Source organism: Lacrimispora indolis DSM 755, assembly GCF_000526995.1.
GTDB lineage: Bacteria > Bacillota > Clostridia > Lachnospirales > Lachnospiraceae > Lacrimispora > Lacrimispora indolis.
The window spans coordinates 2,192,112-2,216,996 of sequence record NZ_AZUI01000001.1; the positions used below are offsets into that span (position 1 = coordinate 2,192,112).

At 48.9% G+C, this 24,885-nt stretch carries 21 protein-coding genes; 18 read left to right on the plus strand and 3 right to left on the minus strand.

The genetic code is table 11. The annotated features are described in order from the left end of the window. Window positions 1-3 precede the first annotated feature (3 nt). The 3 genes from ulaA (at window position 4) to K401_RS0110585 (ending at window position 3,230) form a co-directional block, all read left to right on the plus strand. Entirely contained in the window at window positions 4-1,353 is a 1,350-nt protein-coding gene (gene ulaA, locus K401_RS0110575; protein WP_024292915.1) for a PTS ascorbate transporter subunit IIC, read from the plus strand. A gap of 108 nt (window positions 1,354-1,461) precedes the next feature. Continuing rightward, entirely contained in the window at window positions 1,462-2,301 is an 840-nt protein-coding gene (locus K401_RS0110580) for a transketolase (RefSeq protein WP_024292916.1), read from the plus strand. After that, window positions 2,286-3,230 carry a transketolase family protein gene (locus K401_RS0110585; RefSeq protein ID WP_024292917.1) on the plus strand — a complete coding sequence of 315 codons (945 nt, stop codon included), beginning with the start codon at window positions 2,286-2,288 and terminating at the stop codon, window positions 3,228-3,230. The genes K401_RS0110580 and K401_RS0110585 overlap by 16 nt, the downstream gene beginning before the upstream one ends. Before the next feature lie 176 nt (window positions 3,231-3,406). Here the strand turns inward: K401_RS0110585 and K401_RS0110590 are convergent, their stop codons facing one another. Next, the gene (locus K401_RS0110590; protein ID WP_024292918.1) at window positions 3,407-4,408 is read right to left on the minus strand and encodes a DUF1700 domain-containing protein; all 1,002 of its coding nucleotides are present in this window, start codon (window positions 4,406-4,408) and stop codon (window positions 3,407-3,409) included. Beyond that, the gene (locus tag K401_RS0110595) at window positions 4,401-4,748 is read right to left on the minus strand and encodes a PadR family transcriptional regulator (protein WP_024292919.1); all 348 of its coding nucleotides are present in this window, start codon (window positions 4,746-4,748) and stop codon (window positions 4,401-4,403) included. Before K401_RS0110595 ends, K401_RS0110590 begins: the two co-directional genes overlap by 8 nt. A gap of 294 nt (window positions 4,749-5,042) precedes the next feature. Between K401_RS0110595 and K401_RS34200 the strand changes: the two genes are divergently transcribed. From K401_RS34200 to K401_RS0110625, 6 genes are read left to right on the plus strand one after another with little or no spacing between them, the layout of a single operon-like run. Further along, window positions 5,043-5,132 (plus strand): potassium-transporting ATPase subunit F, encoded by a 90-nt coding sequence (locus K401_RS34200; protein ID WP_034620252.1) that lies wholly within the window; start codon window positions 5,043-5,045, stop codon window positions 5,130-5,132. Beyond that, on the plus strand, window positions 5,129-6,814 hold the full coding sequence (gene kdpA / locus K401_RS0110605; RefSeq protein ID WP_024292920.1) for a potassium-transporting ATPase subunit KdpA: 1,686 nt from the start codon (window positions 5,129-5,131) through the stop codon (window positions 6,812-6,814). Before K401_RS34200 ends, kdpA begins: the two co-directional genes overlap by 4 nt. 15 nt (window positions 6,815-6,829) lie before the next feature. Then, the gene (gene kdpB, locus K401_RS0110610) at window positions 6,830-8,887 is read left to right on the plus strand and encodes a potassium-transporting ATPase subunit KdpB (RefSeq protein WP_027352500.1); all 2,058 of its coding nucleotides are present in this window, start codon (window positions 6,830-6,832) and stop codon (window positions 8,885-8,887) included. Window positions 8,888-8,901: 14 nt separating this feature from the next. Then, window positions 8,902-9,477, plus strand: a complete 576-nt coding sequence (gene kdpC, locus K401_RS0110615) for a K(+)-transporting ATPase subunit C (RefSeq protein ID WP_024292922.1) — start codon at window positions 8,902-8,904, stop codon at window positions 9,475-9,477. Between the two features lie 26 nt (window positions 9,478-9,503). Beyond that, the gene (locus tag K401_RS0110620; protein WP_024292923.1) at window positions 9,504-12,197 is read left to right on the plus strand and encodes a DUF4118 domain-containing protein; all 2,694 of its coding nucleotides are present in this window, start codon (window positions 9,504-9,506) and stop codon (window positions 12,195-12,197) included. Between the two features lie 2 nt (window positions 12,198-12,199). Next, a complete protein-coding gene (locus K401_RS0110625) occupies window positions 12,200-12,919 on the plus strand; it encodes a response regulator (RefSeq protein ID WP_024292924.1) in 720 nt (239 codons plus the stop codon). Between the two features lie 106 nt (window positions 12,920-13,025). On the opposite strand, the gene K401_RS0110630 is transcribed toward K401_RS0110625, so the two are convergent. Further along, window positions 13,026-13,508 (minus strand): S-ribosylhomocysteine lyase, encoded by a 483-nt coding sequence (locus K401_RS0110630; RefSeq protein ID WP_024292925.1) that lies wholly within the window; start codon window positions 13,506-13,508, stop codon window positions 13,026-13,028. Between the two features lie 303 nt (window positions 13,509-13,811). Between K401_RS0110630 and K401_RS0110635 the strand changes: the two genes are divergently transcribed. The 9 genes from K401_RS0110635 to K401_RS0110680 all read left to right on the plus strand — a co-directional run bounded on the left by K401_RS0110635 (window position 13,812) and on the right by K401_RS0110680 (window position 24,728). Beyond that, window positions 13,812-16,418, plus strand: a complete 2,607-nt coding sequence (locus K401_RS0110635; protein WP_024292926.1) for a cation-translocating P-type ATPase — start codon at window positions 13,812-13,814, stop codon at window positions 16,416-16,418. 199 nt (window positions 16,419-16,617) lie between these two features. Further along, window positions 16,618-18,117: a glycerol kinase GlpK gene (gene glpK, locus K401_RS0110640; protein WP_024292927.1), complete on the plus strand. Its 1,500-nt coding sequence runs from the start codon at window positions 16,618-16,620 to the stop codon at window positions 18,115-18,117. An 18-nt stretch (window positions 18,118-18,135) separates the two neighbouring features. Continuing rightward, window positions 18,136-18,828 (plus strand): MgtC/SapB family protein, encoded by a 693-nt coding sequence (locus K401_RS0110645; RefSeq protein ID WP_024292928.1) that lies wholly within the window; start codon window positions 18,136-18,138, stop codon window positions 18,826-18,828. Window positions 18,829-19,024: 196 nt separating this feature from the next. Further along, entirely contained in the window at window positions 19,025-20,461 is a 1,437-nt protein-coding gene (locus K401_RS0110650) for an NAD(P)/FAD-dependent oxidoreductase (protein ID WP_024292929.1), read from the plus strand. Between the two features lie 13 nt (window positions 20,462-20,474). Next, window positions 20,475-21,740 (plus strand): NAD(P)/FAD-dependent oxidoreductase, encoded by a 1,266-nt coding sequence (locus K401_RS0110655; protein ID WP_024292930.1) that lies wholly within the window; start codon window positions 20,475-20,477, stop codon window positions 21,738-21,740. A gap of 1 nt (window position 21,741) precedes the next feature. Continuing rightward, window positions 21,742-22,104 (plus strand): DUF1667 domain-containing protein, encoded by a 363-nt coding sequence (locus tag K401_RS0110660; RefSeq protein WP_024292931.1) that lies wholly within the window; start codon window positions 21,742-21,744, stop codon window positions 22,102-22,104. Window positions 22,105-22,331: 227 nt separating this feature from the next. Further along, window positions 22,332-23,063 carry a glycerophosphodiester phosphodiesterase gene (locus K401_RS0110665; RefSeq protein WP_024292932.1) on the plus strand — a complete coding sequence of 244 codons (732 nt, stop codon included), beginning with the start codon at window positions 22,332-22,334 and terminating at the stop codon, window positions 23,061-23,063. A 192-nt stretch (window positions 23,064-23,255) separates the two neighbouring features. Next, window positions 23,256-23,816 (plus strand): glycerol-3-phosphate responsive antiterminator, encoded by a 561-nt coding sequence (locus K401_RS0110675; protein WP_024292933.1) that lies wholly within the window; start codon window positions 23,256-23,258, stop codon window positions 23,814-23,816. A 12-nt stretch (window positions 23,817-23,828) separates the two neighbouring features. Further along, window positions 23,829-24,728 carry a fumarylacetoacetate hydrolase family protein gene (locus K401_RS0110680; protein WP_024292934.1) on the plus strand — a complete coding sequence of 300 codons (900 nt, stop codon included), beginning with the start codon at window positions 23,829-23,831 and terminating at the stop codon, window positions 24,726-24,728. The last annotated feature ends 157 nt before the right edge of the window (window positions 24,729-24,885 follow it).

The following is a 24,885-nucleotide window of genomic DNA, read 5'->3' on the forward strand; positions in this document are numbered from 1 at the left end:
ACCATGGCTGTTTTAAAAATCATACAGGAAATTCTTTCAACCCCTGCAGTGTTAGTGGCATTAATTGCATTCATTGGTTTGCTGCTGCAAAAGAAACCGGCGGCAGATACCATCAGGGGAACCATAAAATCATTTCTCGGTTTTATCGTGTTATCGGCGGGAGCAGATGTGATCGTCGCATCCTTGGCTCCCTTTGGAGGAATGTTTCAGGAGGCATTTCATACGGCAGGGGTTGTGCCCAATAACGAGGCCATTATAGCGGTGGCGTTAAAGGAGTACGGCCAGGTCACTGCCCTGATTATGTTTTTCGGAATGTTTGCCAACATTATCATTGCCCGTATTACCAGGTTTAAATATGTATTCCTTACAGGGCACCATACCCTTTACATGGCTTGTATGATCGGCGTTATCTTAATTACCATCGGCATGTCTACGGCTATGACCGTAGTGGTGGGCGCGGTTGCCCTTGGAATTGTGATGGTGTTGTTCCCTGCCCTGGCGCAGCCGACCATGAAAAAGATAACCAAAACCGATGATGTGGCCTTTGGCCATTTCAGCACAATCGGATATTGGTCTTCTGCAATGATCGGTAAATTAGTGGGGAAAAATTCAAAGTCAACAGAGGAGATTGAATTCCCCAAATCCCTTGCATTTTTAAGGGACAGTTCCGTTTCCATTTCCCTGACAATGGTTCTTTTCTATGTGATTCTTGCACTCTTTTGCGGACCGGACTACATAAAGGAAAACTGGTCAGACGGAAAGAATTATATGATGTTTTCCATTACAAAGGGAATTCAGTTTGCGGCAGGTGTGGTGATTATATTACAGGGAGTCCGCCTGATCCTTGCAGAAATCGTGCCGGCCTTTAAAGGCATCTCAGAAAAACTGATTCCCAATGCAAAGCCGGCACTGGACTGCCCGATCGTTTATACCTTTGCGCCAAATGCCGTGTTGATTGGTTTCTTTTCCAGTTTTGCAGGCGGGATCGTGGGTATGGCAATTCTGGTTCTCACCGGCGGAATCATCATATTGCCGGGAGTTGTGCCTCATTTCTTCTGCGGCGCCACGGCGGGAGTCTTCGGCAATGCCAACGGAGGGGTAAAAGGAGCTGTATTCGGTTCCTTTATAAACGGTTTGATGCTGACCTTTGCACCGCTTTTATTAATGCCTCTCCTGGGCGATCTGGGTTACCAGGGAACAACCTTCTCTGATCTGGATTTTATAGCTTCCGGATTCTTAATGGGAAAGGCAGGACAATTAGGGCCTATGGCAGCTACCATATTCGTATTTGGAGTGCTGGCAGTCATGATTGCTGTCTCAGTTGTAAAGCCTGACAAGAAAGATCCGAAATAGTGATACATAAGGTAGGCTGTAATGCCTGAGGATCTGTTCAGGCATTGCAGCATTTCTTTCACCAATAGACAGAGCGTATTGTCAGATCGTTTAGAAAGAGGGATCGGGATGGAATATGAGGAGCTGAAATTAACAGCCAATGATATACGCAAAGGAATCATAGATGCCGTATATCATGCTGGCTGCGGGCATCCGGGTGGGTCTTTATCCGCAGCAGAAATACTGACCTGCTTATTTTTTAAAGAATTGAATATTGATGAAAATGATCCGGGAAAAGAAGACCGTGACCGGTTTGTCTTATCAAAGGGTCATGTAACACCGGGATATTATGCGGCTTTGGCCCGGCGGGGCTTTTTCCCTGCGGCCGAACTGTCGACTTTCCGGAAAATAGGTTCCAGGCTGCAGGGGCATCCGGATATGAAGAAAACACCTGGTGTGGATATGTCCAGCGGCTCCCTGGGACAGGGAGTCTCAGTTGCAGCGGGAATGGCATTGTCAGGAAAGCTTTCTTCGAAAGACTACCGTGTTTATGCTTTGGCAGGAGACGGGGAAATACAGGAAGGGCAGGTATGGGAAGCTGCCATGTTTGCAGCCCACAGGAAATTAGACAATCTGACAGTGATCGTGGATAATAACAATCTTCAGATTGACGGTACCGTTGAAGAAATCTGCTCTCCTTATCCTATTGATAAGAAGTTTGAGGCCTTTGGCTTTCATGCCATCACTGTTGATGGCCATAGCTTTGAGGAGCTGGAAAGGGCTCTCTTGACGGCCAGGGAGACAAAAGGAAAACCAACGGTGATTATTGCAAAAACAGTAAAAGGGAAAGGGATCTCATTTATGGAAAATAATCTGTCATGGCACAGCGGTGCACTGAATGAGGAGCAGTATCAGCTTGCCATGGGAGAACTGGAAAGGGAAAGGAAACTTTTATGTCAGAGATCATAAAAAAAGCGGCCAGGGACAGCTATGGAGAAGCGCTGGCAGATTTAGGCCGTATCCATGAAGATTTATATGTATTGGACGCAGATCTGGCTTCGGCCACAAAGACCGCTCTTTTTAAAAAGGCTTTTCCAGACAGGCATATTGACTGCGGGATTGCGGAGTGCAATATGATGGGAGTTGCGGCAGGATTGTCCTTAACCGGTAAAATTCCCTTTGCCAGTTCCTTTGCCATGTTTGCGGCAGGCCGTGCTTTTGAGCAGATACGCAATTCCATTGGATACCCTGGACTGAATGTAAAAATAGGAGCCACTCACGGCGGGATATCCGTTGGAGAGGATGGGGCCACTCATCAGTGCAATGAGGATTTTGCACTGATGAGAGCTATACCTGGAATGGTTGTTTTATGTCCTTCTGATGATGTGGAAACAAAAGCGGCGGTAAAAGCAGCATATGAACGGAAAGGGCCTGTTTATTTAAGATTTGGAAGAGTCCCTGTTCCTTTCATTAATCAGAGGGAGGACTGTCATTTTGAAATTGGGAAAGGGGTAATTTTAAAGGAGGGGACGGATATTACTGTTATTGCAAATGGAATTCTGGTAAATGAAGCGCTGGAGGCGGAGAAAATATTGGCGGAAAAAGGGCTTCAGGCACAAATCATAAATATCCACACCATTAAGCCTTTGGATAAGGATCTGGTGATCCAGTCGGCAAAAAAGACGGGGAAAATAGTGGTGGTGGAGGAACATTCCATTATCGGCGGATTGGGAAGCGCAGTGTGTGATGCTCTGTCTGAAAATTATCCCGTCCCTGTTTTAAAAATAGGTGTCAATGATGTCTACGGAAGATCAGGCTCTGCAATGGAACTGCTAAGAGCTTATGAACTGGATTCAGAAAGCCTGGCAAGGCGTATTTTAGATTTTTATCATCGATGATGGCGCTGCATTTTTTGCCAGGAGATTGGCTTTCATACTCATGATGTCACAGTATGTCATACATAGACCATAAAAAATAGCATCCTTCTGCTTTTTAAAGAGTAGGATGCTATTTTTGCTCATTTGTTGAGAACATCAGATTGTATATCTAATCGATCCTTCTGATTCGGTTAGTTTTATGGTGTTTCAATCCTTTTGCTTTTAATCGTTTTATAAATGGCATTGCCGCACTCTGCAAATGAGCACAGGACAGCAATTAAGAGAAGTATCATAGCAGGATTTATTCCCCATAGGAACGGACCGGAAGACACCCAGAGGTTTGCCTTCATAAACCCTTTGAACTCTTCGCTTAAAATGTCCGGGCGGGCAAGAAGATAAATCAGGGCAGATACACTTACTATATTGCTCAGAATGACTGTACAGCATACAGGAACCGTCCAACGGCGGTCTTTTATCTTGATAATGCATTCCCCGGCTCCAAACAGGGCCATAACTATGATCGGGGGAATGGAGCTTTCCAAAAATCCGGGACTGAATAAGGTACGTACCTGTGTGCTGCCGTGCTGGATCATAAATGCAATGGGCACTGTCCCGCTGCATATGAGGATTGCTGCGGCTGCAAACACAACGACAAGTACCAGCTCTGCAATACTGTCGGACAAAGAGATGGGGTATTTGCTGGGGGGAAGCACTTCCGGTAAATCCTCCACCTTCCAGTTTGTGCTTTCAGAATTTTTATTCCCGGTTCTTTCGGCAATCACAAAGCCTATTGTTGTCCATGCAAGAGCCTGGAAAGCTGCAGACAGACCTGCTGAGATCCCCGTTGAAAGCGCCTTGCTTATATTTATCATTCCATCTCTTATGGAACCGGTGGAACCCACGATTATGCCGATCACCATACCCACTACACCGGCCAGGGGTAAAACCCATTTTAATACGCTGATATATTCATCATAAATGCCGGGAGATATTAAATACCTGGGGTTTTTCCGGTATTTCCCCGCCAGGAATGCGGGGGCTCCCAGCTTATATAAAACCGACTTTATCTCGTTTTCATTTGCATCCTCCGGAAGCATATCGTAAATATTGGCCGTCAGCTCTTTGCTTATTTCCTCCCGTTCTTTTTCAGGCAGCCGTCGGGTCACATCATACACATAGCGTTCAATGTAATCACTCATTGTGCTCCTCCTTTCCTATAATGGATTCAAAACTTTCCTGCATTCTTCTCCATTCCGAAATCAAATCCTTATATATCGTTTTCCCTTTTTCATTGATAATGTAGTACTTTCTGGGTCTGCTTTCGCTGGTGTCCCAGTCGCTGACAAGCAGGCCCTGGCTTTCCAGCCGGCGCAATAGCGGATACAACGTGTTGGCTTCAATGTCTATATGCTTTCCCTGCATCTCCTGAAGCAGGGCGTAGCCATAATGTGATTGATGAAGACATCCCAACACCGCCAGTGTTAAGCTGCCGCGGCGCAGCTCTGTAATATAGCTCTGAAACTGTTCATTTTCCGTCATAATATCACCTCAGCCTTATTATATTGTGTGATACACAATATTGTCAATATCAATTTATTGTAAATTTAAACCATTTATTCTTCCGTTCATTCTCCAGTTGTGCAAAACCAGGGTATTGGAGAGGGGAGGATCAAGCCGGAGGGTTCTTGACAACTTCTTGACACATCTCCTTTCCATTTTAACACTGTCTTGATTTTTTCTTTGATATGATTGTGGTCACAAGGGATCCTGCTGTAATGCTCCGGAAATGAAGCCGGCAGCAGGAGAAAAATAAAATGATCAGGAGATGAAATCATGGGAGTTATTTTAACGCTGGTAAGCATTATCGGTGTTTCACTGTTAATTTATTTATTTTACGTACTGTTTCGAGGTGACCGTTTATGAACTATATGGTGATGCAGGATCTGTTTTATATTGCAGTTTTAATTGGATTGTCCATTCCCCTGGGAATCTATATATACAGGGTGATGACAGGGCAAAAAGTGTTTCTTACCCCTGTCATTGGTCCTGTGGAACGGGAGATCTATAAGCTTATGGGCACTGCCCCTGAGGAAGAAATGAATGCGTGGAAGTATACGCTTTCTGTCTTTTTATTCAGCGGGGCCGGTTTTATTTTTCTTTTCCTCTTACTCATGCTCCAGGGGACACTGCCCTTTAATCCGGAAGGGCTGAGAGGAACCAGCTGGCACCTGGCCTTTAACACGGCTGCAAGCTTTGTTACCAATACCAACTGGCAGGCATACTCCGGTGAGTCCACCCTGTCCTACTTTACCCAGTTTTCCGGCCTTGCCGTCCAGAACTTCGTTTCAGCGGCAACGGGAATCGCGGTCCTTTTTGCTTTGATCAGGGGATTTGCCCTGAAACAGAAAAAGACCATCGGCAACTTTTGGGCGGATCTGGTGAGAGCCACCCTCTACATCCTCCTCCCTCTTTCCTTTGTGGCAGCCCTGCTCCTTGTCTCCCAGGGCGTGGTGCAGACCTTTGGTCAATACAAAGATGTTGCCATGCTGGAAAGCGGGGCTTTGCAGACGATTCCCTTAGGCCCTGCGGCAAGCCAGATCGCCATCAAGCAGCTTGGGACAAACGGGGGCGGATTCTTTGGGGCGAACTCTGCATTTCCCCTTGAGAATCCCACGGCTTTTTCGAACATGATACAGTCCTTATCCATCCTGCTGATTCCTGCAGCCCTTTGCGTAAGCTTTGGAAAGGCGGTAAAAGACGGCAGGCAGGGGCGGTCGGTTTATATCACCATGATGATTTTCCTCACGGCTGCCCTGGCAGCAGCAACTGCCAGCGAGCAGTTTACAGGTCCTGTATTTAAACAGGTGGCAGCTTCCGGCAGCATGGAAGGCAAGGAAGTGATACACGGCGTAGGCGCTTCCTCCTTATGGGCAGTCATTACCACCGCAGCATCAAACGGTTCCGTAAACGCCATGCATGACAGCCTCACTCCCCTTGGAGGAATGGTTTCCATGTTCCTCATGCAGCTGGGTGAAATCGTATTCGGCGGCGTGGGAAGCGGACTTTACGGGATGCTCGCTTTTGTACTCCTCACCGTATTTATTGCGGGTCTGATGGTCGGCAGGACGCCGGAGTATCTGGGGAAAAAGGTAGACCCCTTTGATATGAAAATGGTGTGCCTGATCGTCCTGGTTCCTCCGCTTCTGACCCTTTTGGGAACTTCTGCCGCGGTATTAGCGCCTGAGGCCCGGTCATGGCTGACCAATTCAGGAGCCCATGGATTTTCGGAAATTTTATATGCCTTTTCATCCATGGCAAATAACAACGGCAGCTCCTTTGGAGGTTTTCAGGGGAATACCGTATTTACCAATGTATCAGGCGGGGTCATTATGCTGATGGTCCGCTTTATTCCCATGACGGCAGTTATTTTCCTTGCAGGGAATATGGCGCAGAAAAAGGCAGTTGCCGTCAGTGAAGGGACGCTGTCCACCAGCAATACCGTATTTGTCGGGCTGTTGATCGGAGTGATCCTCATCATAGGCGCCTTAAGCTTTTTGCCGGCCCTGGCCCTTGGCCCGATTGCTGATTTTTTAACAATCCAGTGATAGAAGGTGATTGAAATGGAAAAAAAGAGTATTGATAAAAGCATCTTTTATGATGCGCTGAAACAGTCCTTTGTAAAGCTGTCTCCCCGTGTGCAGGTGAAAAATCCTGTCATGCTGGTAGTTTATATAGGCGGGGTCCTGACCGGGGTTTTATATTTTCTTTCCTTTGCAGGGCTTAAGGATGAAAATTCCGGTTATACCTTAACCATATCGTTGATTTTATGGTTTACCGTGTTGTTTGCCAACTTTGCAGAGGCCATTGCAGAAGGGCGGGGGCGGGCCCAGGCAGACAGCCTTCGCAGCGCTAAAAAGGATGTAAAAGCGAAAAAGCTGAGCTCTCCCGCCAATACGGACGATTATACGGAAGTCCTTTCCAACACATTAAAGAAGGGCGATGTCGTATATGTAAAGGCCGGTGAGCAGATCCCAATGGATGGAGAAGTGATCGATGGGGCTGCCTCTGTGGACGAAAGTGCCATTACCGGAGAATCGGCGCCGGTCATCCGGGAATCAGGCGGGGACAGGAGCGCGGTCACAGGGGGAACCACCCTGGTGTCCGACTGGCTGGTCATTGAGGTGACGGCAGAGGCAGGAGAAAGCTTCCTGGATAAAATGATTTCCATGGTAGAGGGCGCATCCAGAAAGAAAACGCCCAATGAAGTGGCTCTGCAGATCTTGCTCATAACCCTTACCATTATCTTTCTGGTGGTAACGGCAGCTCTTCGGCCCTTTACCGGCTTTGCGAGCCTTCAGGCAGGGGGCGGTTCCGCCATTTCCATCACCAATGTCATAGCACTTTTGGTATGCCTTGCTCCTACCACCATAGGTGCTCTTCTTTCCTCCATCGGAATTGCCGGCATGAGCCGCTTAAATCAGGCCAATGTTCTGGCAATGAGCGGGCGTGCCATTGAAGCCGCCGGAGATGTGGATGTGCTGCTGCTTGACAAGACCGGGACCATTACCCTGGGAAACCGTCAGGCCAGCGAATTTCTCCCGGTCGGAACCGTTACGGAGCGGGAGCTTGCTGATGCGGCTCAGCTTTCATCCCTTGCGGACCAGACGGCAGAAGGCAGAAGCATTGTGGTACTGGCAAAGGAACGGTTTGGAATACGGGGCAGAGAGCTTTCAGCCCTGGGCGCGGCCTTTGTGGCGTTTACGGCAAAGACCAGGATGAGCGGCATTGACTACCAGGGCAATGAGATAAGAAAGGGCGCCGCCGATACCATCAAAGCATATGTGCTGGAAAAGGGCGGCAGATACCCTGAGGAATGTGAGAAGCTTGTAAAGCATGTTGCTGAGGCAGGAGGCACCCCTCTTGTGGTGGCAAAAAACCATCAGGTGATGGGAGTGGTTTATTTAAAGGACATCGTAAAAAACGGCGTAAAGGAACGCTTTGAGGATCTGCGGAAAATGGGCATCAAAACCGTTATGATCACCGGCGACAATCCCATGACTGCGGCGGCTATCGCTGCGGAAGCGGGAGTTGACGATTTTCTGGCAGAGGCAACGCCGGAAGCAAAGCTGGCCCTTATCCGCGATTATCAGGCAAAAGGCCATCTGGTGGCCATGACAGGTGACGGTACAAACGATGCTCCTGCCCTGGCCCAGGCAGATGTAGCGGTGGCCATGAACACAGGGACCCAGGCCGCAAAGGAGGCGGGAAACATGGTGGATCTAGATTCCAGCCCAACCAAGCTCATTGATATTGTCCGGATCGGCAAACAGCTTTTAATGACAAGAGGTTCTTTGACCACCTTTAGCGTGGCAAATGATGTGGCAAAGTATTTTGCCATTATTCCGGTGCTGTTCTTTGGTATTTACCCCCAGCTTTCGGCCCTGAATTTTATGGGGCTGACCAGCGCCAAAAGCGCCATGCTTTCCGCGATCATTTACAACGGGCTGATCATTATTGCCCTGATTCCTCTGGCTCTTAAGGGGGTAAAGTACCGGGAACTGCCTGCTGAAAAGCTTCTGAAACGGAACCTGCTGGTCTATGGCCTGGGCGGGATCTGCGCACCGTTTCTTGCAATCAAACTGATTGACATGATTCTGACCGCGTGCGGTCTTGCATAAGGGAGATGGAGACTATGAAAATCATGAAATTATTCAGAGCCGCGGCCGTATGCTTTGGCATCATGACCATATTGTGCGGCATCGTTTATACGGCAGCCGTTACGGGAGCTGCCCAGCTGTTATTTCCGGATCAGGCCAACGGCAGCATGATCGTTGTCACCCAAAAAGACGGGTCTCAAAAAGAGTATGGATCGGAGTGGATCGCTCAGGAATTTACAAAACCTCAATACCTGATAGGAAGGCCGTCAGGCGTGTCAAACCTCTCCCCTGTGGGAAAAGAACAGCAGGAGCTTGTTTCGGAGCGTATCAGCCGGTGGCATTCCTTTGACCCGGATAATAAGGCGGATATCCCCATGGACTTGGTTACAGCCTCAGGCAGCGGCGTTGACCCTCATATTTCCCCTGATGCGGCGGAATACCAGGTAGCAAGGATCGCGGCTGCCAGGAATATAACAGAAGATCAGGTGAGAAGCATTATCAGGACTTATACAAAAGGCCGTTTCCTGGGATTCATAGGCCAGCCGGCGGTCAATGTCTTACAGGTCAATTTAGCGCTTGATGGTTTGCTGAAACCGGAAAAAGTGGTATGATATGGGAATATAAAGGTGGTGGATGAATGGAACCATTGGATCACAGACCTGACCCTGACGCGATTTTAGAAGATATTTTGGTGCGTCGGGATCAAAGGCCGGGAAGATTAAAGATATTTTTTGGGTATGCTGCCGGAGTGGGAAAGACTTATGCAATGCTTGACGATGCCCATGACCGGTTAACAAGCGGGATCGACGTTCTGGTGGGGTATATTGAACCCCATACCCGTCCTGAGACCATGCAGAAGCTGCATGGTCTTCCGGTCCTTCCCCCGAAAACAGTATCATACCGGACCATGGAGCTAAAGGAGTTTGACCTGGATAAAGCTCTGGAGCGAAAGCCGGAGCTGATCCTTGTGGATGAACTGGCTCACACCAATGCAGAAGGCGGCCGGAATAAAAAGCGTTATCAGGACATTGAAGAGCTGTTGGGAGCAGGAATCGATGTTTATACAACGGTGAATGTCCAGCATATGGAAAGCCTCAATGATATGATTGAAAACATTACAAAGGTCAGGGTCCGGGAAACCGTGCCGGATTACATTTTTGACCGTGCTGAAAAGATTGAGCTGGTGGATCTTGCGCCGGACGAACTGCTGCGCCGTCTGGAAGAGGGGAAAATATACCGTCCTGAACGGGCGGAGGCTGCCGTCCAGAACTTTTTTACCCAGGAAAATCTACGGCTTTTGCGGGAAATTGCCCTCCGCTGTGCCGCGGACAAGATCAGCCTGGAAAATCAGAATGAGCGGAGCCTGTCTGATAAAATGGCAAATACCAAGCTGCTTGTCTGCATCGGTGCTTCTCCTTCATCGGCAAAATGCATCCGGTGGACAGCCCGGGCGGCGGAAGCCTTCCATGCAAGCTGGACCGCGTTGTATGTGGAGGATATAGGGAATGAGGATCTCACTGCGGAACAGCAGAAAACCCTTCGGTCCAACTTAGACCTGGCGGAAAAGCTGGGGGCAGAGACCGTCAACCTTACCGGCCATGATATTGCCGTTACCGTATCGGAATATGCAAAGCTTTCCGGAATCACAAATATTGTGGTGGGAAAAAGCAGAAATAAAAAGACACTTAAAAACCTGTTTGATATGGATTTTGAAGACAAGCTCATCTCTCTTTTGCCAAACATTGAGATTCATATTATACCGGGAAATACAGGCAGGCGAAGCTATAAAAAGCCCAAAAAAGGAGTAAGGTTTGAAACGTTCCATTTTTCCTGGGGGGATGCCATAAAAACCTTCTCCATTCTGGTGGCTGCCACTCTGCTGTCTTATGGAATCCGCAGGCTTGACATTATGAACCAGAATATTATTATGGTTTATATTTTTTCCGTTCTGCTGGTTTCCCGTATGACAGAAGGGTATTGGTACGGAATCATTGCTTCAGTAATCAGCGTGCTGACCTTTAACTTCTTTTTTACGGAACCCTATTTCACCTTTAATGCCATCCAGACCGGTTATCCCCTCACCTTTGCGATCATGCTTTTAGTGGCCCTGATCACCAGTGCCCTTACCGTGCGCATTAAGGCAGAAGCCCGGCTTGCCGTAAGGAGGGAACACCGCACGGAAATTCTGTATGAGATCAACAAAAGGCTTCTTGCCACCAGGGGCCTTGACCGGATCGTGGCACTTACAAATGATTACGTTGTCAAGCTGTTCGGACGTTCCATAATCTTTTTCACCGTTGACCCTGAACAGGGAGAGGACGGGGAAGTGGCCCAGGCATCGGATGACCTGGGTGCCTCTGTCTTAAACTCTGCCGATGAAAAAGCAGTCGCCCACTGGGTGTTCTTAAACCAGAAGCGGGCAGGAGCGGGAACTGATACCCTTATGGGAGCGGCGGCGTTTTATATGCCGGTGATCTCACAGGGAAAGGTTCTTGCCGTCTGGGGAGTTTCCTGCAAAAATGGAACCCTTGATCACAGCACCCGCCTGTTTTTGCGCATGATCGCTTCCCAGGTGGCAATGGCCTTAGAGCGGCAGCAGCTTTCTGATGAACAGCGAAACATCATGGTGGAATCGGAAAAGGAGAAGATGCGGAGCACCCTTTTGCGGGCCATCTCCCATGACCTTCGCACTCCCCTTGCAGGTATCCTGGGAGCCAGCTCTGCCATCCGTGAAAACGGGAAAACGCTTGACGAGAATACCCGGGACAGTCTGGTGGCCAACATACAGGAGGAATCCCAGTGGCTCATACGCATGGTAGAAAATCTCCTTTCCGTGACACGGATCAACGAGGACGCTTCCAATCTTACCAAAAGTCAGGAGGCAGCCGAGGAGGTTATCGGAGAAGCTGTCAGCCGGGTCAAAAGGAGATTTCCTCAAGCCCGGATCCTTGTCCATGTCCCTGAGGAATTCTTAGAGGTACCAATGGATGGGACCCTGATCGTGCAGGTGCTCATAAACCTTCTTGAAAATGCCATAAAATACTCTCCGGGGGATTCTCCCGTTGAGGTTTGCCTGGAGAAAGAAGGAGCATGGGCCAGATTCCAGGTGCTGGACAGGGGGAGGGGGATTCCCAATGAAGATCTTCCCCATTTATTTACAGGCTATAGGCCCAGTGAAAGCAAAAGTGCCGATTCCTCCAGAGGAATGGGGATCGGCCTGTCCATCTGCAAGACCATAGTAAGTGCCCATCAGGGAAGCTTAGAAGCGGAAAACAGAAAAGACGGAGGAACAATATTCCGCTTTACCCTGCCTTTGAAAGGAAGTGAATGAATATGGATATGAAACCAATGGTATTGATCATTGAGGATGAGGAGGCCATCTGCAATTTTATCTCTGCCATTCTTACCTCAAACGGTTATCAGGTGGTGAAAGCCAAAACAGGGAGGGAAGGGCTTTCCCTGTTCACCTCCCATGTTCCTGATATCATCCTTCTGGACTTAGGCCTGCCGGACATTGACGGAACAGAGATACTGAAAACCATACGCCAATGGTCTAAAACCCCTGTGATCGTTGTCTCTGCCCGGGGCCATGAGCGGGAAAAGGTGGCTGCCCTTGATTTTGGCGCTGATGATTATATTGTGAAGCCATTTGGAACCTGGGAACTCCTGGCCAGGATAAGGACAGCAATGCGGCACAGCCCCCAGACGGCCGGAGCGGAAGCTTCAGGAGAAGAAAAGGTCATCATCGGAAATCTGGAGATCGATTACAGCAAACGGGCGGTATACAAAGCCGGAGAAAAAATCCATTTAACGCCCATAGAATATAAGCTGTTGGTTTTACTGTCCCAAAATGCGGGCAAGGTTCTCACCCACGATTTTATCATACGGGAAATATGGGGAGTCTATACGGATGAAAGCCATACCCTTCGTGTCAACATGGCTAACATACGGAGAAAGATAGAGACAAATCCCGGAGAGCCTCAGTACATCCTTACGGAAATGGGTGTGGGATACCGGATGGCGGAAGAAGTAACGGAAATGCGGGAAGAATGATAAAAGCCGGAGGAGAAGGCATTTGATTGCCTCTTCTTCGGCTTTTTGCGGATAAACGGTTTCCTCATTTTTTCCTTAAGCGGGGATTGTATGGGGAAAGAAGCCGTCAGTTCTGAGGATAAAGCAGCTGGTCGTCATCGATCCCATACAGCACGGAATTAAGGAATTTTCCAGCCCAATATCGTGCCATCCCTAAATTCATGTCAAGGTAATTCCCGCAGTCCCTGGCAGAAGCGCCTGGAACTTCCTCTTCAAAGTCCCGGATGAATTCGTACATTTCTGTAATCAGCGGAACAATGTCTCTGGACTTGTAATCCCCGGACAGCAGAAGGTAAAAGCCGGTGCGGCAGCCCATGGGGCCAAAGTAAAGGACCCGGGAAGCAAAGGTTTCGTGGTTGCGCAGGAAGGTGGCCCCCAGATGCTCAATGGTATGAATTTCGGCTGTATTCATGACAGGCTCAAAGTTGGGGCGGGTCATGCGGATATCGAAAGTGGTGATGACAGAGTCCCCGGCCTGGTCCTTGCGGGAGACATAGATGCCTGGAAGAAGTTTTAAGTGGTTGATGGTAAAGCTGGTTATTTTTTCCATGGTTATCATGTCCTTTCTGAGAATGGTTTTATGGGGTTCATAGTTTTTTTCTTTCTATTGCTAAAATTATAATAAAAAAAACAGCTCCCTGCAAGAGAAAACGTTTCGGCCGGTTATAAAATCGCCTCCCGGATTATCCTTCGGTCTTAGAATAAAATTCCCTTCCTGTCTCATACCATAGTATAGGTTATCAGAAATCGCCTTTCAGATTTCTGTTAAAAGGCAGTGCTTTTACTGCCGTCCATCCGATTATGAAAACATCTTTTTGTTTTCATAATATGAGAAACGGGAAGGAGCGTCATAATGGAAGAATGGTTTCGTTTATCAGAGGATGAAGTCCTTGCAGAGCTTGGCGCAGGCAGGAACGGGCTGGATTCCCGTGAAGTCCTTAGGCGCAGGCAGATATATGGTTCCAATACACTGAAGAAGGCGGAACGCAAGAACGCTTTCCAGGTATTTTTGGACCAGTTTAAAGACTTATTGGTCATCATCCTGATTATAGCAGCAGTGATCTCCATGATATCCGGTGATGTGGAAAGCACGGGAGTGATCTTTGCGGTACTTCTGCTGAATGCGGTGCTGGGGACGGTGGAGCACCAGAAGGCGGAAAAGTCTCTGGATAGCCTTATGGCTCTGTCATCGCCGGCTGCAAAGGTCATAAGAGATGGCAGGAAGCAGGAGATTTTGTCTTCTGAGATCGTGCCGGGGGATATCCTGCTTTTGGAAGCAGGGGATATGGTGGCGGCAGACGGCCGGATTTTAGAAAATTACTCCCTTTTGGTCAATGAAAGCTCTCTCACCGGAGAATCCGTCAATGTGGAGAAACGGACGGGAAGGATCATGGAAAAAAAGGTGCCTTTGGCAGAGCAGGCAAACATGGTATTTTCCGGCTCCCTGGTGGCCTCAGGCAGGGCAAAGGCATTGGTTACAGGGACAGGAATGGATACGGAAATCGGCAGGATCGCTTCCCTCATGAATGACACCGGAGAAAAAAAGACCCCTCTCCAGGTGAGCCTGGACCAGTTCGGAAGCAGGCTGGCGGCAGGAATCCTGTTTGTCTGTGCGGTGGTTTTTGGACTCAGCATTTATCGGAGGATGCCGGTTCTGGATTCCCTGATGTTTGCCGTGGCCCTGGCAGTTGCGGCGATCCCGGAGGCGCTAAGCTCCATTGTCACCATTGTGCAGGCCATGGGCACTCAGAAAATGGCCGGGGAAAATGCAATTATAAAGGATTTAAAGGCCGTGGAAAGTCTTGGCTGCGTTTCAGTCATCTGTTCCGATAAGACGGGAACATTGACACAGAACCGCATGACCGTGCAGCAGGTCTACGTAAACAGCCGCCTTTATCCTCCGGAGCTTTTAAACAAGGAAGTTCCTGTACATAAATATCTGCTGTATGATGCTGTTTTAAACAATGATTCCGCTTATATAGAAGGAAAGCTGATCGGAGATCCCACGGAGGCTGCGCTGGTGCAGATGGCGGAGCGGGCAGGAATGGAAGAGGAAGCCATGAAGTCCTATTACCCCAGGGCAGGTGAGCTCCCTTTTGATTCCCAGAGAAAGCTTATGAGCACCATGCACAGGATCGAGGGAAAGAGAGTCCTGTTCACAAAGGGTGCGGTGGATGTGCTGCTTCCCAGGGTCAGCCATATCTGGACAGGGGAAGGGGTCCGTCCCATAAGGGATGGGGACCGGCAGAACCTGACAGAACAGAACATGGAGTTTTCCAAGCAGGGGCTAAGAGTCCTGACCTTTGCCTGCAGGGAGATGCAAGAGGATGAAAGGCTGACGGAAAAGTCGGAGTCCGGCTATACCTTTCTGGGAATGGCCGCAATGATGGACCCGCCCCGTCCGGAAACCAGGAATGCAGTGCTGAATGCCAGGAGAGCAGGCATCCGTCCGGTGATGATAACTGGAGATCATAAGATTACCGCAGCGGCCATTGCGGAGAAAATCGGCATTCTGGGGGAAGATGATCTGGCGGTCAGCGGACCGGAGCTTGATGAAATGCCGGAAGAGGAATTAAACCGCAGGCTGGAACACATCAGCGTTTACGCCCGGGTTTCACCTGAACACAAGATACGGATCGTCCGTTCCTGGCAGAAAAAGGGCCATATCGTAGCCATGACAGGAGACGGGGTCAATGATGCTCCCGCCTTAAAGCAGGCGGACATCGGAGTGGCTATGGGAAAAATGGGGACAGAAGTGTCAAAGGATGCATCTGCCATGATCCTTACTGATGATAACTTTGCAACCATTATCAAGGCGGTTGCAAACGGCCGCAATGTTTACCGGAACATCAGGAATGCCATTAAATTTCTTTTATCAGGGAATATGGCAGGGATCTTATGTGTGTTATATACATCCTTCCTGGCACTTCCCACCCCCTTTGCGCCGGTGCACCTACTGTTTATCAACCTTTTGACAGATTCTCTCCCAGCTATTGCCATTGGCATGGAAAAGGCGGAAGCAGATCTTTTGGCCCAAAAGCCCAGAAACCCTAAAGAAGGAATCTTAACAAAGCGTTTTGTCTTTCAGATCCTGCTTCAGGGGGCCCTTATTGCGGCCTGTACCATGACCTCCTACCACACGGGACTGGTGACAGGAAGTGAGGCAGCAGCCAGCACCATGGCATTTTCCACCCTGACCCTTGCAAGGCTGTTTCACGGCTTTAACTGCAGAAGCGGCCATTCCATTTTGAAGATCGGCTTTAAAAGCAATTTGTGGAGCATTATGGCCTTTGAGGCAGGGGCTGTTCTTTTGGCGGCCGTGCTGTTCATACCAGGGCTTCATACCTTTTTTTATGTGGCAGATTTGACTGCAAGGCAGTTTATTACCATCTTCATTTTTGCATTTATACCCACGCTTGTGATCCAGGCATTTAAGACCGTAAGAGAGAGCCTTCACTGAGAAAATAATGCCCTTAAATCTTGACATAGTTTTTGGTACATGGTAGTATTAAGTAAATATAAATACATAGCCTAAGAGATGACAGAGCCAGGTGATGAGTGCGGGTAACCGTTCATTTCCAAGGCTCTTTCTTTATTCCTTGAGAAAAATTTAACAAGGGATAAAATCCGGAGGCAATTACTGGAAGGGGAAGGGAATTATGGGAAGATATGTCATTGCCTTAGATCAGGGCACGACAAGTTCCAGATGCATCCTGTTCGATGAGCAGGGGAACATCTGCAGTGCAGCACAAAAGGAGTTTACTCAGATTTTTCCGCAGCCGGGGTGGGTGGAGCATGATCCAATGGAGATATGGTCCTCACAGCTTTCCGTGACCATGGAGGCCATGGGAAAGATAGGGGCCCATTACAGCGACATTGCTGCAATCGGGATCACCAACCAAAGGGAAACCACGGTGGTCTGGGATAAGGAGACAGGGGAGCCGGTTTACCATGCCATTGTATGGCAGTGCCGCAGGACGGCAGACAGGATCGAGAAGCTTAAATCTGACGGCCTGGAGGAGCTTATCATTGAAAGGACCGGGCTCATCCCTGACGCTTATTTTTCAGGAAGCAAGATCGAATGGATCCTGGACAATGCAGAGGGTGCAAGAGAGCGGGCGGACCGGGGAGAATTGCTGTTTGGAACCGTGGACACCTGGCTGATCTGGAACCTGACCAAGGGCTGCATTCATGTGACCGATTATACCAATGCCTCACGTACCATGCTTTTTGACATCCATAAAAAGTGCTGGGATGAAGAAATACTGGAATATTTCCGCATTCCCCGCACCATGCTGCCTGATGTTAAGCCTTCAAGCTGTGTCTATGGCTACACTTCTTCGGATGTGATGGGAGGGAAGATTCCCATTGCAGGAGCGGCAGGAGACCAGCAGGCGGCATTGTTCGGCCAATGCTGCTTTGAGGCGGGAGAGATGAAAAATACTTATGGAACCGGCTGCTTTCTCCTCATGAATACAGGAGAAAAGGCGGTAAAGTCAGAGCACGGGCTTTTGACCACCATAGCAGCCAGTGAACAGGATAAGATTCAGTACGCCCTGGAAGGAAGCGTCTTTGTGGCAGGGGCTGCCGTACAGTGGCTCAGGGATGAGATGCGCATGGTCCGATCCGCGCCCCAGACAGAGGAATACTGCAATGCAGTGGAAGATACGGGAGGAGTCTATGTGGTTCCTGCTTTTGCAGGGCTGGGAGCTCCTTATTGGGATCAGTATGCAAGGGGAACCATTGTAGGGGTGACAAGGGGAACCAGCAAAGAGCAGTTTATCCGGGCTACGGTGGAATCCATGGCTTACCAGGTGTATGATCTGATTGAGGCAATGGAACAGGATTCCGGAATACATTTAAAGGAGCTGAGGGTGGATGGAGGAGCGTGCGCCAACAACTTCCTGCTTCAGTTCCAGTCAGATGTGCTGGATGCACGGATCGTCAGGCCGGAATGCATTGAGACCACTGCCCTTGGTGCTGCGTATCTGGCAGGTCTTGCGGTAGGATACTGGAAGGACCGGGAAGAGATCAAGAAAAACTGGAAGGCTTCCAGGGCGTTTGACAGCCAGATGGAGCTGGAATACCGGAAAAAGCTGGTAAAGGGCTGGAAGAGGGCTGTAAAATGTGCGCTCTTATGGTCTGAGGACGAGTCGTAGAACGTGGAGGGGTAGGATTTGGAAGGTACATATATATTGTTTGGGGGATTTACCTTATCATATGTGATGATTCAGCTGGAATATATGCTGCGGATCATTACTGCCGGCCTTTTGGGGTTTTTGATCGGCAGTGAGAGAAAAAACCGGAATAAATCAGCCGGAATCCGGACCCATGCCATTGTGGCGATCGGCTCATCCCTTATGATGGTGGTTTCCAAGTATGGATTTCCGGACATTCCCACCAGCGACGGGGCCAGGATCGCAGCTCAGGTAGTCAGCGGAGTGGGATTTTTAGGGGCAGGTGTTATTTTTGTCCGGAACAATCTGGTAAACGGTCTGACAACGGCAGCCGGAATATGGGCTACTGCCGGAGTAGGGCTGGCTCTTGGGGCGGGCCAGTACATTGTGGGCATATTGTCAGCGGTTCTCATCATTGTCATGCAGATGCTGACCCACAGGATCAGCTATTTTGCCCAGGTGGCCTCCTGCGGCTGCCTGCGTATGACCATAGCGCAGAAGTCCGGAGCAGTGAAAAGCATGGAGGAGTTTTTAGAAAAGGAAAAGGTAGAAATCTCTTCCGTGAAGATCAACAAGAATAAAAAGGATGAGATCAAGCTGGAATTTGAAGTCATCTATCCGCCGGGCTTTGACAAGGGGGCCTTGTTATCCAAGCTGGCGGAGGAGAATACGGTCATGGCGGTGAGCGAATAGGATGCTCATGGCAGAAAAATCTTGACAATCCCGCAAGGGTTGTGCTAGCATTAAGTCAACAGAATATAAAAACCTTTGAGATGAAAGAGTAAGGGAATAATACGGAGGGATCCGTGTATTTTCCTTACTCTTTTTTATATTATAAAAACAATTTCCACAAATATGGGTGACCATTATGGATATGGAGGAGAAAAACATGAAGGAAATGAGTTACGATGCAGCGATCATCGGCGGCGGCGTAATCGGCTGTGCAATTGCAAGAGAACTGGCCCGCTATGATCTTGGCATCTGCGTCATTGAGAAGGAGGAGGACGTCTGTTCCGGCACATCAAAGTCCAACAGCGCCATTGTCCATGCAGGACACGATGCGGTGCCCGGGTCTTTTAAGGCCAGGTTCAATGTAGAAGGCAACCGCATGATGGGAGAGCTTTCAGAGGAACTGGATTTCTCATTGATCCGGAACGGTTCTCTGGTGCTTTGCTTTTCGGAAGAAGATATGCCTGCTCTGAAAGAGCTTTATGAGAAGGGGATAGAAAACGGTGTCCCCGGCTTATCCATCCTTTCCGGCGATGAGGTGAGGGCAATGGAGCCTAATGTGACGGATCAGGCTGTGGCGGCCCTATATGCGCCTACCGGCGGGATCGTCTGCCCCTTTGGCCTGACCATTGCACTGGCGGAAAATGCCTGTGACAACGGCGTAGAATTTTTATTTAATACTGAGGTGAAAGAAATTCATAAAACAGAAAAGGGCTATGACTTAAAAACCGGAGATGGGATCATCCATGCCTCCTATGTGATCAATGCTGCAGGAGTCTATGCCGATGTATTTCATAACATGGTGAGTGAAGAAAAGATCCGCATCACCGCAAGAAAAGGGGATTACTGCCTGCTGGATAAGGAGGCAGGGACCCATGTGTCCCATACTATCTTCCAGCTTCCGGGCAAAATGGGAAAAGGCGTGCTGGTAACCCCTACCGTCCACGGCAACTTACTGACCGGGCCTACGGCAAGTGATGTGGAAGATAAGGAAGGCGTGAGGACGACAGCAAAGGAGCTGTCGGACATCATGGAAAAAGCTGCCTGGGGAGTGAAGAACATACCCTTCCGCCAGATCATCACCTCCTTTTCAGGGCTTCGGGCCCATGAGGATGGGGATGACTTTATCCTGGGAGAGATTTCCGATGCTGCCGGTTTCTTTGATGCGGCAGGAATAGAATCACCGGGCCTTACCAGCGCCCCGGCCATTGGGGTCTACATAGCAGAGCTGGTTGCCGGAAAGGCGGGCGCCTACAAAAAAGAGAACTTTAAGGCCACACGAAAGGGGATCCTGGATCCTCAAAGGCTGTCTTTTGATGAGCGGGCTGAACTGATTAAGAAGAACCCCCAGTACGGAACCATTATCTGCCGCTGCGAAGGGGTCAGTGAGGGAGAGATCGTGGACTCCATTACACGGACCTTAGGAGCCGTTTCCTTAGACGGGATCAAGCGCCGTGTGCGCGCCGGCATGGGAAGGTGCCAGGCGGGCTTTTGCGCTCCAAGGACCATGGAGATCCTGGCTAGGGAAACAGGCAGGACCATGGAGGATATCTGTAAGAACAGGCCCGGCTCCAATTTAGTGACCGGTCATAAATAAGGAGGACAGCGACATGACAGAGCATGATATAGTGATAATCGGAGGCGGTCCGGCCGGTCTTGCTGCGGCAGTGGCGGCAAAGAAGGCGGGCATTACGGATATAATGATCCTGGAAAGAGAATCCTGTCTTGGCGGCATTTTAAACCAGTGCATCCATAACGGCTTTGGTCTTCATACCTTTAAGGAAGAATTAACCGGTCCGGAATATGCGGCCCGTTATATTGAGATGGCGGAAGGGGAAAACATTCCATATAAATTAAATACCATGGTCCTTTCTATCAGCGAGGACAAAGAAGTGACAATAATTAACAGGGAAGACGGCCTGGCAACCATAAAAGCCAGGGCAATTATCCTGGCAATGGGGTGCAGGGAGCGTCCCAGAGGTGCCCTTAATATACCGGGCTTTCGTCCGGCAGGAATTTATTCCGCAGGAACCGCCCAGAGGCTGATGAATATCGAAGGCTTCAGCGTGGGAAAAGAAGTGGTGATCTTAGGCTCCGGAGACATTGGGCTCATTATGGCAAGGCGAATGACCCTGGAAGGGGCCAAGGTGAAGGTGGTGGCAGAGCTTATGCCCTATTCCGGCGGCTTAAAAAGGAACATTGTCCAGTGTCTGGATGACTATGGAATTCCATTAAAGCTCAGTCATACGGTAGTGAATATCGAGGGAAAGGAGCGGGTGACAGGAGTTACCCTTGCCCAGGTTGATGAAAACCGAAGGCCAATTCCAGGCACAGAGGAATATTACAGCTGTGACACCCTTCTCCTTTCCGTTGGCCTGATCCCGGAAAATGAGCTTTCCAGGGGAGCGGGAGTGCGGATGAACCAGGTGACTTCAGGTCCTGTGGTGGGTGACCGGCTGGAGACCAGCACAAAAGGCATCTTTGCCTGCGGAAATGTACTTCATGTCCATGATCTGGTGGATTATGTATCCGAGGAAGCCGCCCTGGCAGGAGAAAGCGCTGCAGCCTATGTAAAAGAGGATATGGAAAAAGAGGCGGCTCATACGGTGGAGCTGGCGGCTGAGAACGGTGTCCGCTATACGGTGCCTCAGATGATGGACGTGGAGAATATGAAGGATAAGATCACGGTCCGTTTCCGTGTGGCCGATGTATACAAGGATCGCTTCATCAGCGTTTATTATGATGATGTACGGGTTTCCCATAAAAAGAAGAAGATTCTGGCTCCTGGTGAAATGGAACAGGTAGTATTAAGGAAAGACAGCTTTAAAGAATATCCGGAACTTAAGAGAATTGTTGTCTGTACGGAGGTGGAATGATATGGAGGTAAGAGAACTGATCTGTATCCGCTGCCCTTTAGGCTGTCCGTTGACGGTGCGCATAGAGGGAGACCAGGTTGAGGTGACAGGGAATTCCTGCAGCCGTGGGGAAGAATACGGCAGGAAAGAGGTTTTAAGCCCCACCAGGGTAGTGACCTCCTCGGTCCGAATACTGGGCGGTGACCTGGAAATGGTACCTGTAAAGACAAAGCAGGATATTCCAAAGGGCAAAATTTTTGAATGCATGAAGGAAATCCGGAAAACGGTTGTTTCCGCACCTGTAACCATTGGAGATGTGATCATTCCGGACTGTGCAGGAACCGGTGTTTCCATTGTCGCCACAAGGAACGTTGAAAAGATTTAAAATGATTCACGGAAAATAGCCTCGTAATTGCTGCAGGCAGCCTGATCTTTTTGGGCAGCCTGCAGATTAACGAGGCTGTTTTGTATAAAAACAAGGGAATCTGTGGAAAAATTATCCGGGAAATGCTATACTGGAAAGAGATTTAAAAGAGAGTGTCAAATGCAGGGATGCAATCATTCCTGTGCCGGACTTATTGCCTGCGGAAATAAAAGGAAAGAAGGGTTGATATGAAGGTATTCGCACACAGAGGTTACAGCGGCAGGTATCCGGAAAATACCATGCTGGCATTTCGGAAGGCGGCAGAGACAGGCTGTGACGGGATCGAGCTGGATGTACAGCTTACAAAGGATGGAACGGTGGTGGTGATCCACGATGAAACCATTGACAGGACCACGGACGGAACAGGATTTGTGAAGGATATTACTTATGAGGAGCTGAAAAAGTTCGATGCGGATGCGGTCTGGGGAGGGATCCACGGATTTGAATCTGTTCCGACTTTTGAAGAATATTGTAAATGGGCAAAAAATCAGGAACTTATTACTAATATTGAGCTTAAGACAGGCGTATATTATTATAAGGGGTTGGAAGAGAAGACCCTGGAGCTTGTACGTAAATACGGACTTGAGGAAAAAGTTATCTTTTCTTCCTTTAACCATTCTTCCATAACCCGGTTAAAGGGACTGGCTCCGGAAATCCTGTGCGGCGCCCTCCTTGACCATCAGGGCCTGGGAAATGCAGGATACTACTGTGACAGGTATCATTTTGAATGCTACCACCCGGGGGTAAAGGGATTGACAAAAGAGACTGTGGACAACTGCAGGGAATACGGAATTTCAGTGAATGTGTGGACGGTCAATGACATGGCCGCACTGGAGCAGGTCTATGAATGGGGCTGCGACGGAGTCATCAGCAACTTTCCGGAAGTCTGTAAGCGGTGGGCACAGAGCAAAGAACTGTAGATAACGATAGCAGGGGCGAGGCGTCCGTTTCCGGAGACCGCAGCTCCTGCTATCTTGTATGGAAAAAAGAACGTTAAAATGTGCTTTACTTTCTCAGGAAAAGCCAGAAAGGGCAAAAATTGCCTTGACGGTGGGGAAAAGGATTGATAAAGTAGAACGAGATCCATATTTTGTGGGTGCGGAGGAATATTGATGAAGGCAATGGAACTACTGGAGGCATCTCCGGTGATTGCAGCGGTTAAGGATGATAATGGGTTAAAAAGATGCTTTGAATCAGAATGCCAGGTGGTGTTCATTCTGTATGGAAATATCTGCAACATCAGCAGCATTGTAAAGCAGATAAAGGAACATGGGAAACATGCCATCGTCCATGCGGATTTAGCACAGGGCTTAAGCTCCAGGGAGATCGCTGTAGATTTTATTAAGCAGAATACTTTTGCAGATGGGATCATCAGCACAAAGCCTCTTCTTGTAAAGCGGGCGGTTGAGCTGGGATTGGTTGGGGTACAGAGAACCTTTATCATTGATTCCCTTGCCATGAGTACGACCAAAAAGCAGATTGATACCTATCATCCGGATCTGGTTGAGATCATGCCCGGTGTCATGCCCAAGGTGCTGAAAGAGATTCGGGCCTATACGGATATTCCTGTTATTGCAGGCGGACTGATATCAGATAAAAAGGATATTATGGCGGCTTTTTCCGCAGGTGCGGATGCAATCTCCACCACAAAGGAAGAGCTATGGTTCATGTAAAAGGAGGATGTTATGAAATTAGTTACATACGAGGTTGACCGGAGAAAAGATATCGGGGTAGTGAGCAAGGACGAGATGTGGGTCTTTCCTCTCAGGGCATTTGGTATGGAGTATAAGGAGATGCTGGAGGTTATCAAGGGTCTGAGCCAGTCTGAGCTTGATCTTCTGGAACATGCTTCCGGCCTGGATCCTTACAAGAGCAACATCGTCGGAGCTGCCATGATGAAAGAGGTAAGGCTTTTGGCGCCCATCCGGACACCGGAGCAGGACATTATCTGTCTGGGGCTTAATTACATGGAACATGCCGAGGAGTCTGCCCGCTTTAAAAAAGAGGACTTTGACTGGACGCGCCCCAATGCCGTTTATTTTTCCAAGAGAGTGAATGAGGCGGTGAACCCATACGGGGAGATCTTAAGCCACAGCGATATGGTGGACAGCCTGGATTATGAAGCGGAGCTGGGAGTCATTATTGGAAAGGATGCAAAGGATGTAGCCCCGGAACAGGTAAAGGATTATATTTTCGGCTACACCATTATCAATGATGTCAGTGCACGCAACGTGCAGAATGCCCATAAACAGTGGTATTTTGGAAAGAGCCTGGACGGTTTTACTCCCATGGGCCCCTGTATTCTGACTGCAAACTCCATTTCCTATCCGCCGGAGCTTGGCATTCAGTCCAAGGTAAACGGAGAGTTAAGACAGGACAGCAACACCCGTCTTATGATATTTAACATCGATCATATTGTCAGCGAGCTGTCCAAGGGAATGACCCTCAGGGCAGGAGCCATCATTTCCACCGGGACACCCAAGGGGGTTGGAATGGGATTTGAACCGCCGAAGTTTCTGGCGGCAGGAGATGAAGTGGAATGCTTAATTGAGGGGATCGGGACCATTAAAAATAAGGTTGTATAAGATAATGAATGTATAGAACTTTGGAATGCTGCTCATTTATTGGGCAGCATTTTTTGTATGTATTTCTTAGACAAATATTTTTCAGACGTTCTACGGGTCACCTGCATGTTTGAGGGCATTTAATTTCATGATAATCCTTATAAGCAGTTGGTGACAG

Bases quoted from the DNA above. Each gene is read 5' to 3' on its own strand.
- ulaA (WP_024292915.1), top strand. From the start codon at position 4: ATGGCTGTTTTAAAAATCATACAGGAAATTCTTTCAACCCCTGCAGTG.
- K401_RS0110580 (WP_024292916.1), top strand. From the start codon at position 1,462: ATGGAATATGAGGAGCTGAAATTAACAGCCAATGATATACGCAAAGGA.
- K401_RS0110585 (WP_024292917.1), top strand. From the start codon at position 2,286: ATGTCAGAGATCATAAAAAAAGCGGCCAGGGACAGCTATGGAGAAGCG.
- K401_RS0110590 (WP_024292918.1), bottom strand. From the start codon at position 4,408: ATGAGTGATTACATTGAACGCTATGTGTATGATGTGACCCGACGGCTG.
- K401_RS0110595 (WP_024292919.1), bottom strand. From the start codon at position 4,748: ATGACGGAAAATGAACAGTTTCAGAGCTATATTACAGAGCTGCGCCGC.
- K401_RS34200 (WP_034620252.1), top strand. From the start codon at position 5,043: ATGGGAGTTATTTTAACGCTGGTAAGCATTATCGGTGTTTCACTGTTA.
- kdpA (WP_024292920.1), top strand. From the start codon at position 5,129: ATGAACTATATGGTGATGCAGGATCTGTTTTATATTGCAGTTTTAATT.
- kdpB (WP_027352500.1), top strand. From the start codon at position 6,830: ATGGAAAAAAAGAGTATTGATAAAAGCATCTTTTATGATGCGCTGAAA.
- kdpC (WP_024292922.1), top strand. From the start codon at position 8,902: ATGAAAATCATGAAATTATTCAGAGCCGCGGCCGTATGCTTTGGCATC.
- K401_RS0110620 (WP_024292923.1), top strand. From the start codon at position 9,504: ATGGAACCATTGGATCACAGACCTGACCCTGACGCGATTTTAGAAGAT.
- K401_RS0110625 (WP_024292924.1), top strand. From the start codon at position 12,200: ATGGATATGAAACCAATGGTATTGATCATTGAGGATGAGGAGGCCATC.
- K401_RS0110630 (WP_024292925.1), bottom strand. From the start codon at position 13,508: ATGGAAAAAATAACCAGCTTTACCATCAACCACTTAAAACTTCTTCCA.
- K401_RS0110635 (WP_024292926.1), top strand. From the start codon at position 13,812: ATGGAAGAATGGTTTCGTTTATCAGAGGATGAAGTCCTTGCAGAGCTT.
- glpK (WP_024292927.1), top strand. From the start codon at position 16,618: ATGGGAAGATATGTCATTGCCTTAGATCAGGGCACGACAAGTTCCAGA.
- K401_RS0110650 (WP_024292929.1), top strand. From the start codon at position 19,025: ATGAAGGAAATGAGTTACGATGCAGCGATCATCGGCGGCGGCGTAATC.
- K401_RS0110655 (WP_024292930.1), top strand. From the start codon at position 20,475: ATGACAGAGCATGATATAGTGATAATCGGAGGCGGTCCGGCCGGTCTT.
- K401_RS0110660 (WP_024292931.1), top strand. From the start codon at position 21,742: ATGGAGGTAAGAGAACTGATCTGTATCCGCTGCCCTTTAGGCTGTCCG.
- K401_RS0110665 (WP_024292932.1), top strand. From the start codon at position 22,332: ATGAAGGTATTCGCACACAGAGGTTACAGCGGCAGGTATCCGGAAAAT.
- K401_RS0110675 (WP_024292933.1), top strand. From the start codon at position 23,256: ATGAAGGCAATGGAACTACTGGAGGCATCTCCGGTGATTGCAGCGGTT.
- K401_RS0110680 (WP_024292934.1), top strand. From the start codon at position 23,829: ATGAAATTAGTTACATACGAGGTTGACCGGAGAAAAGATATCGGGGTA.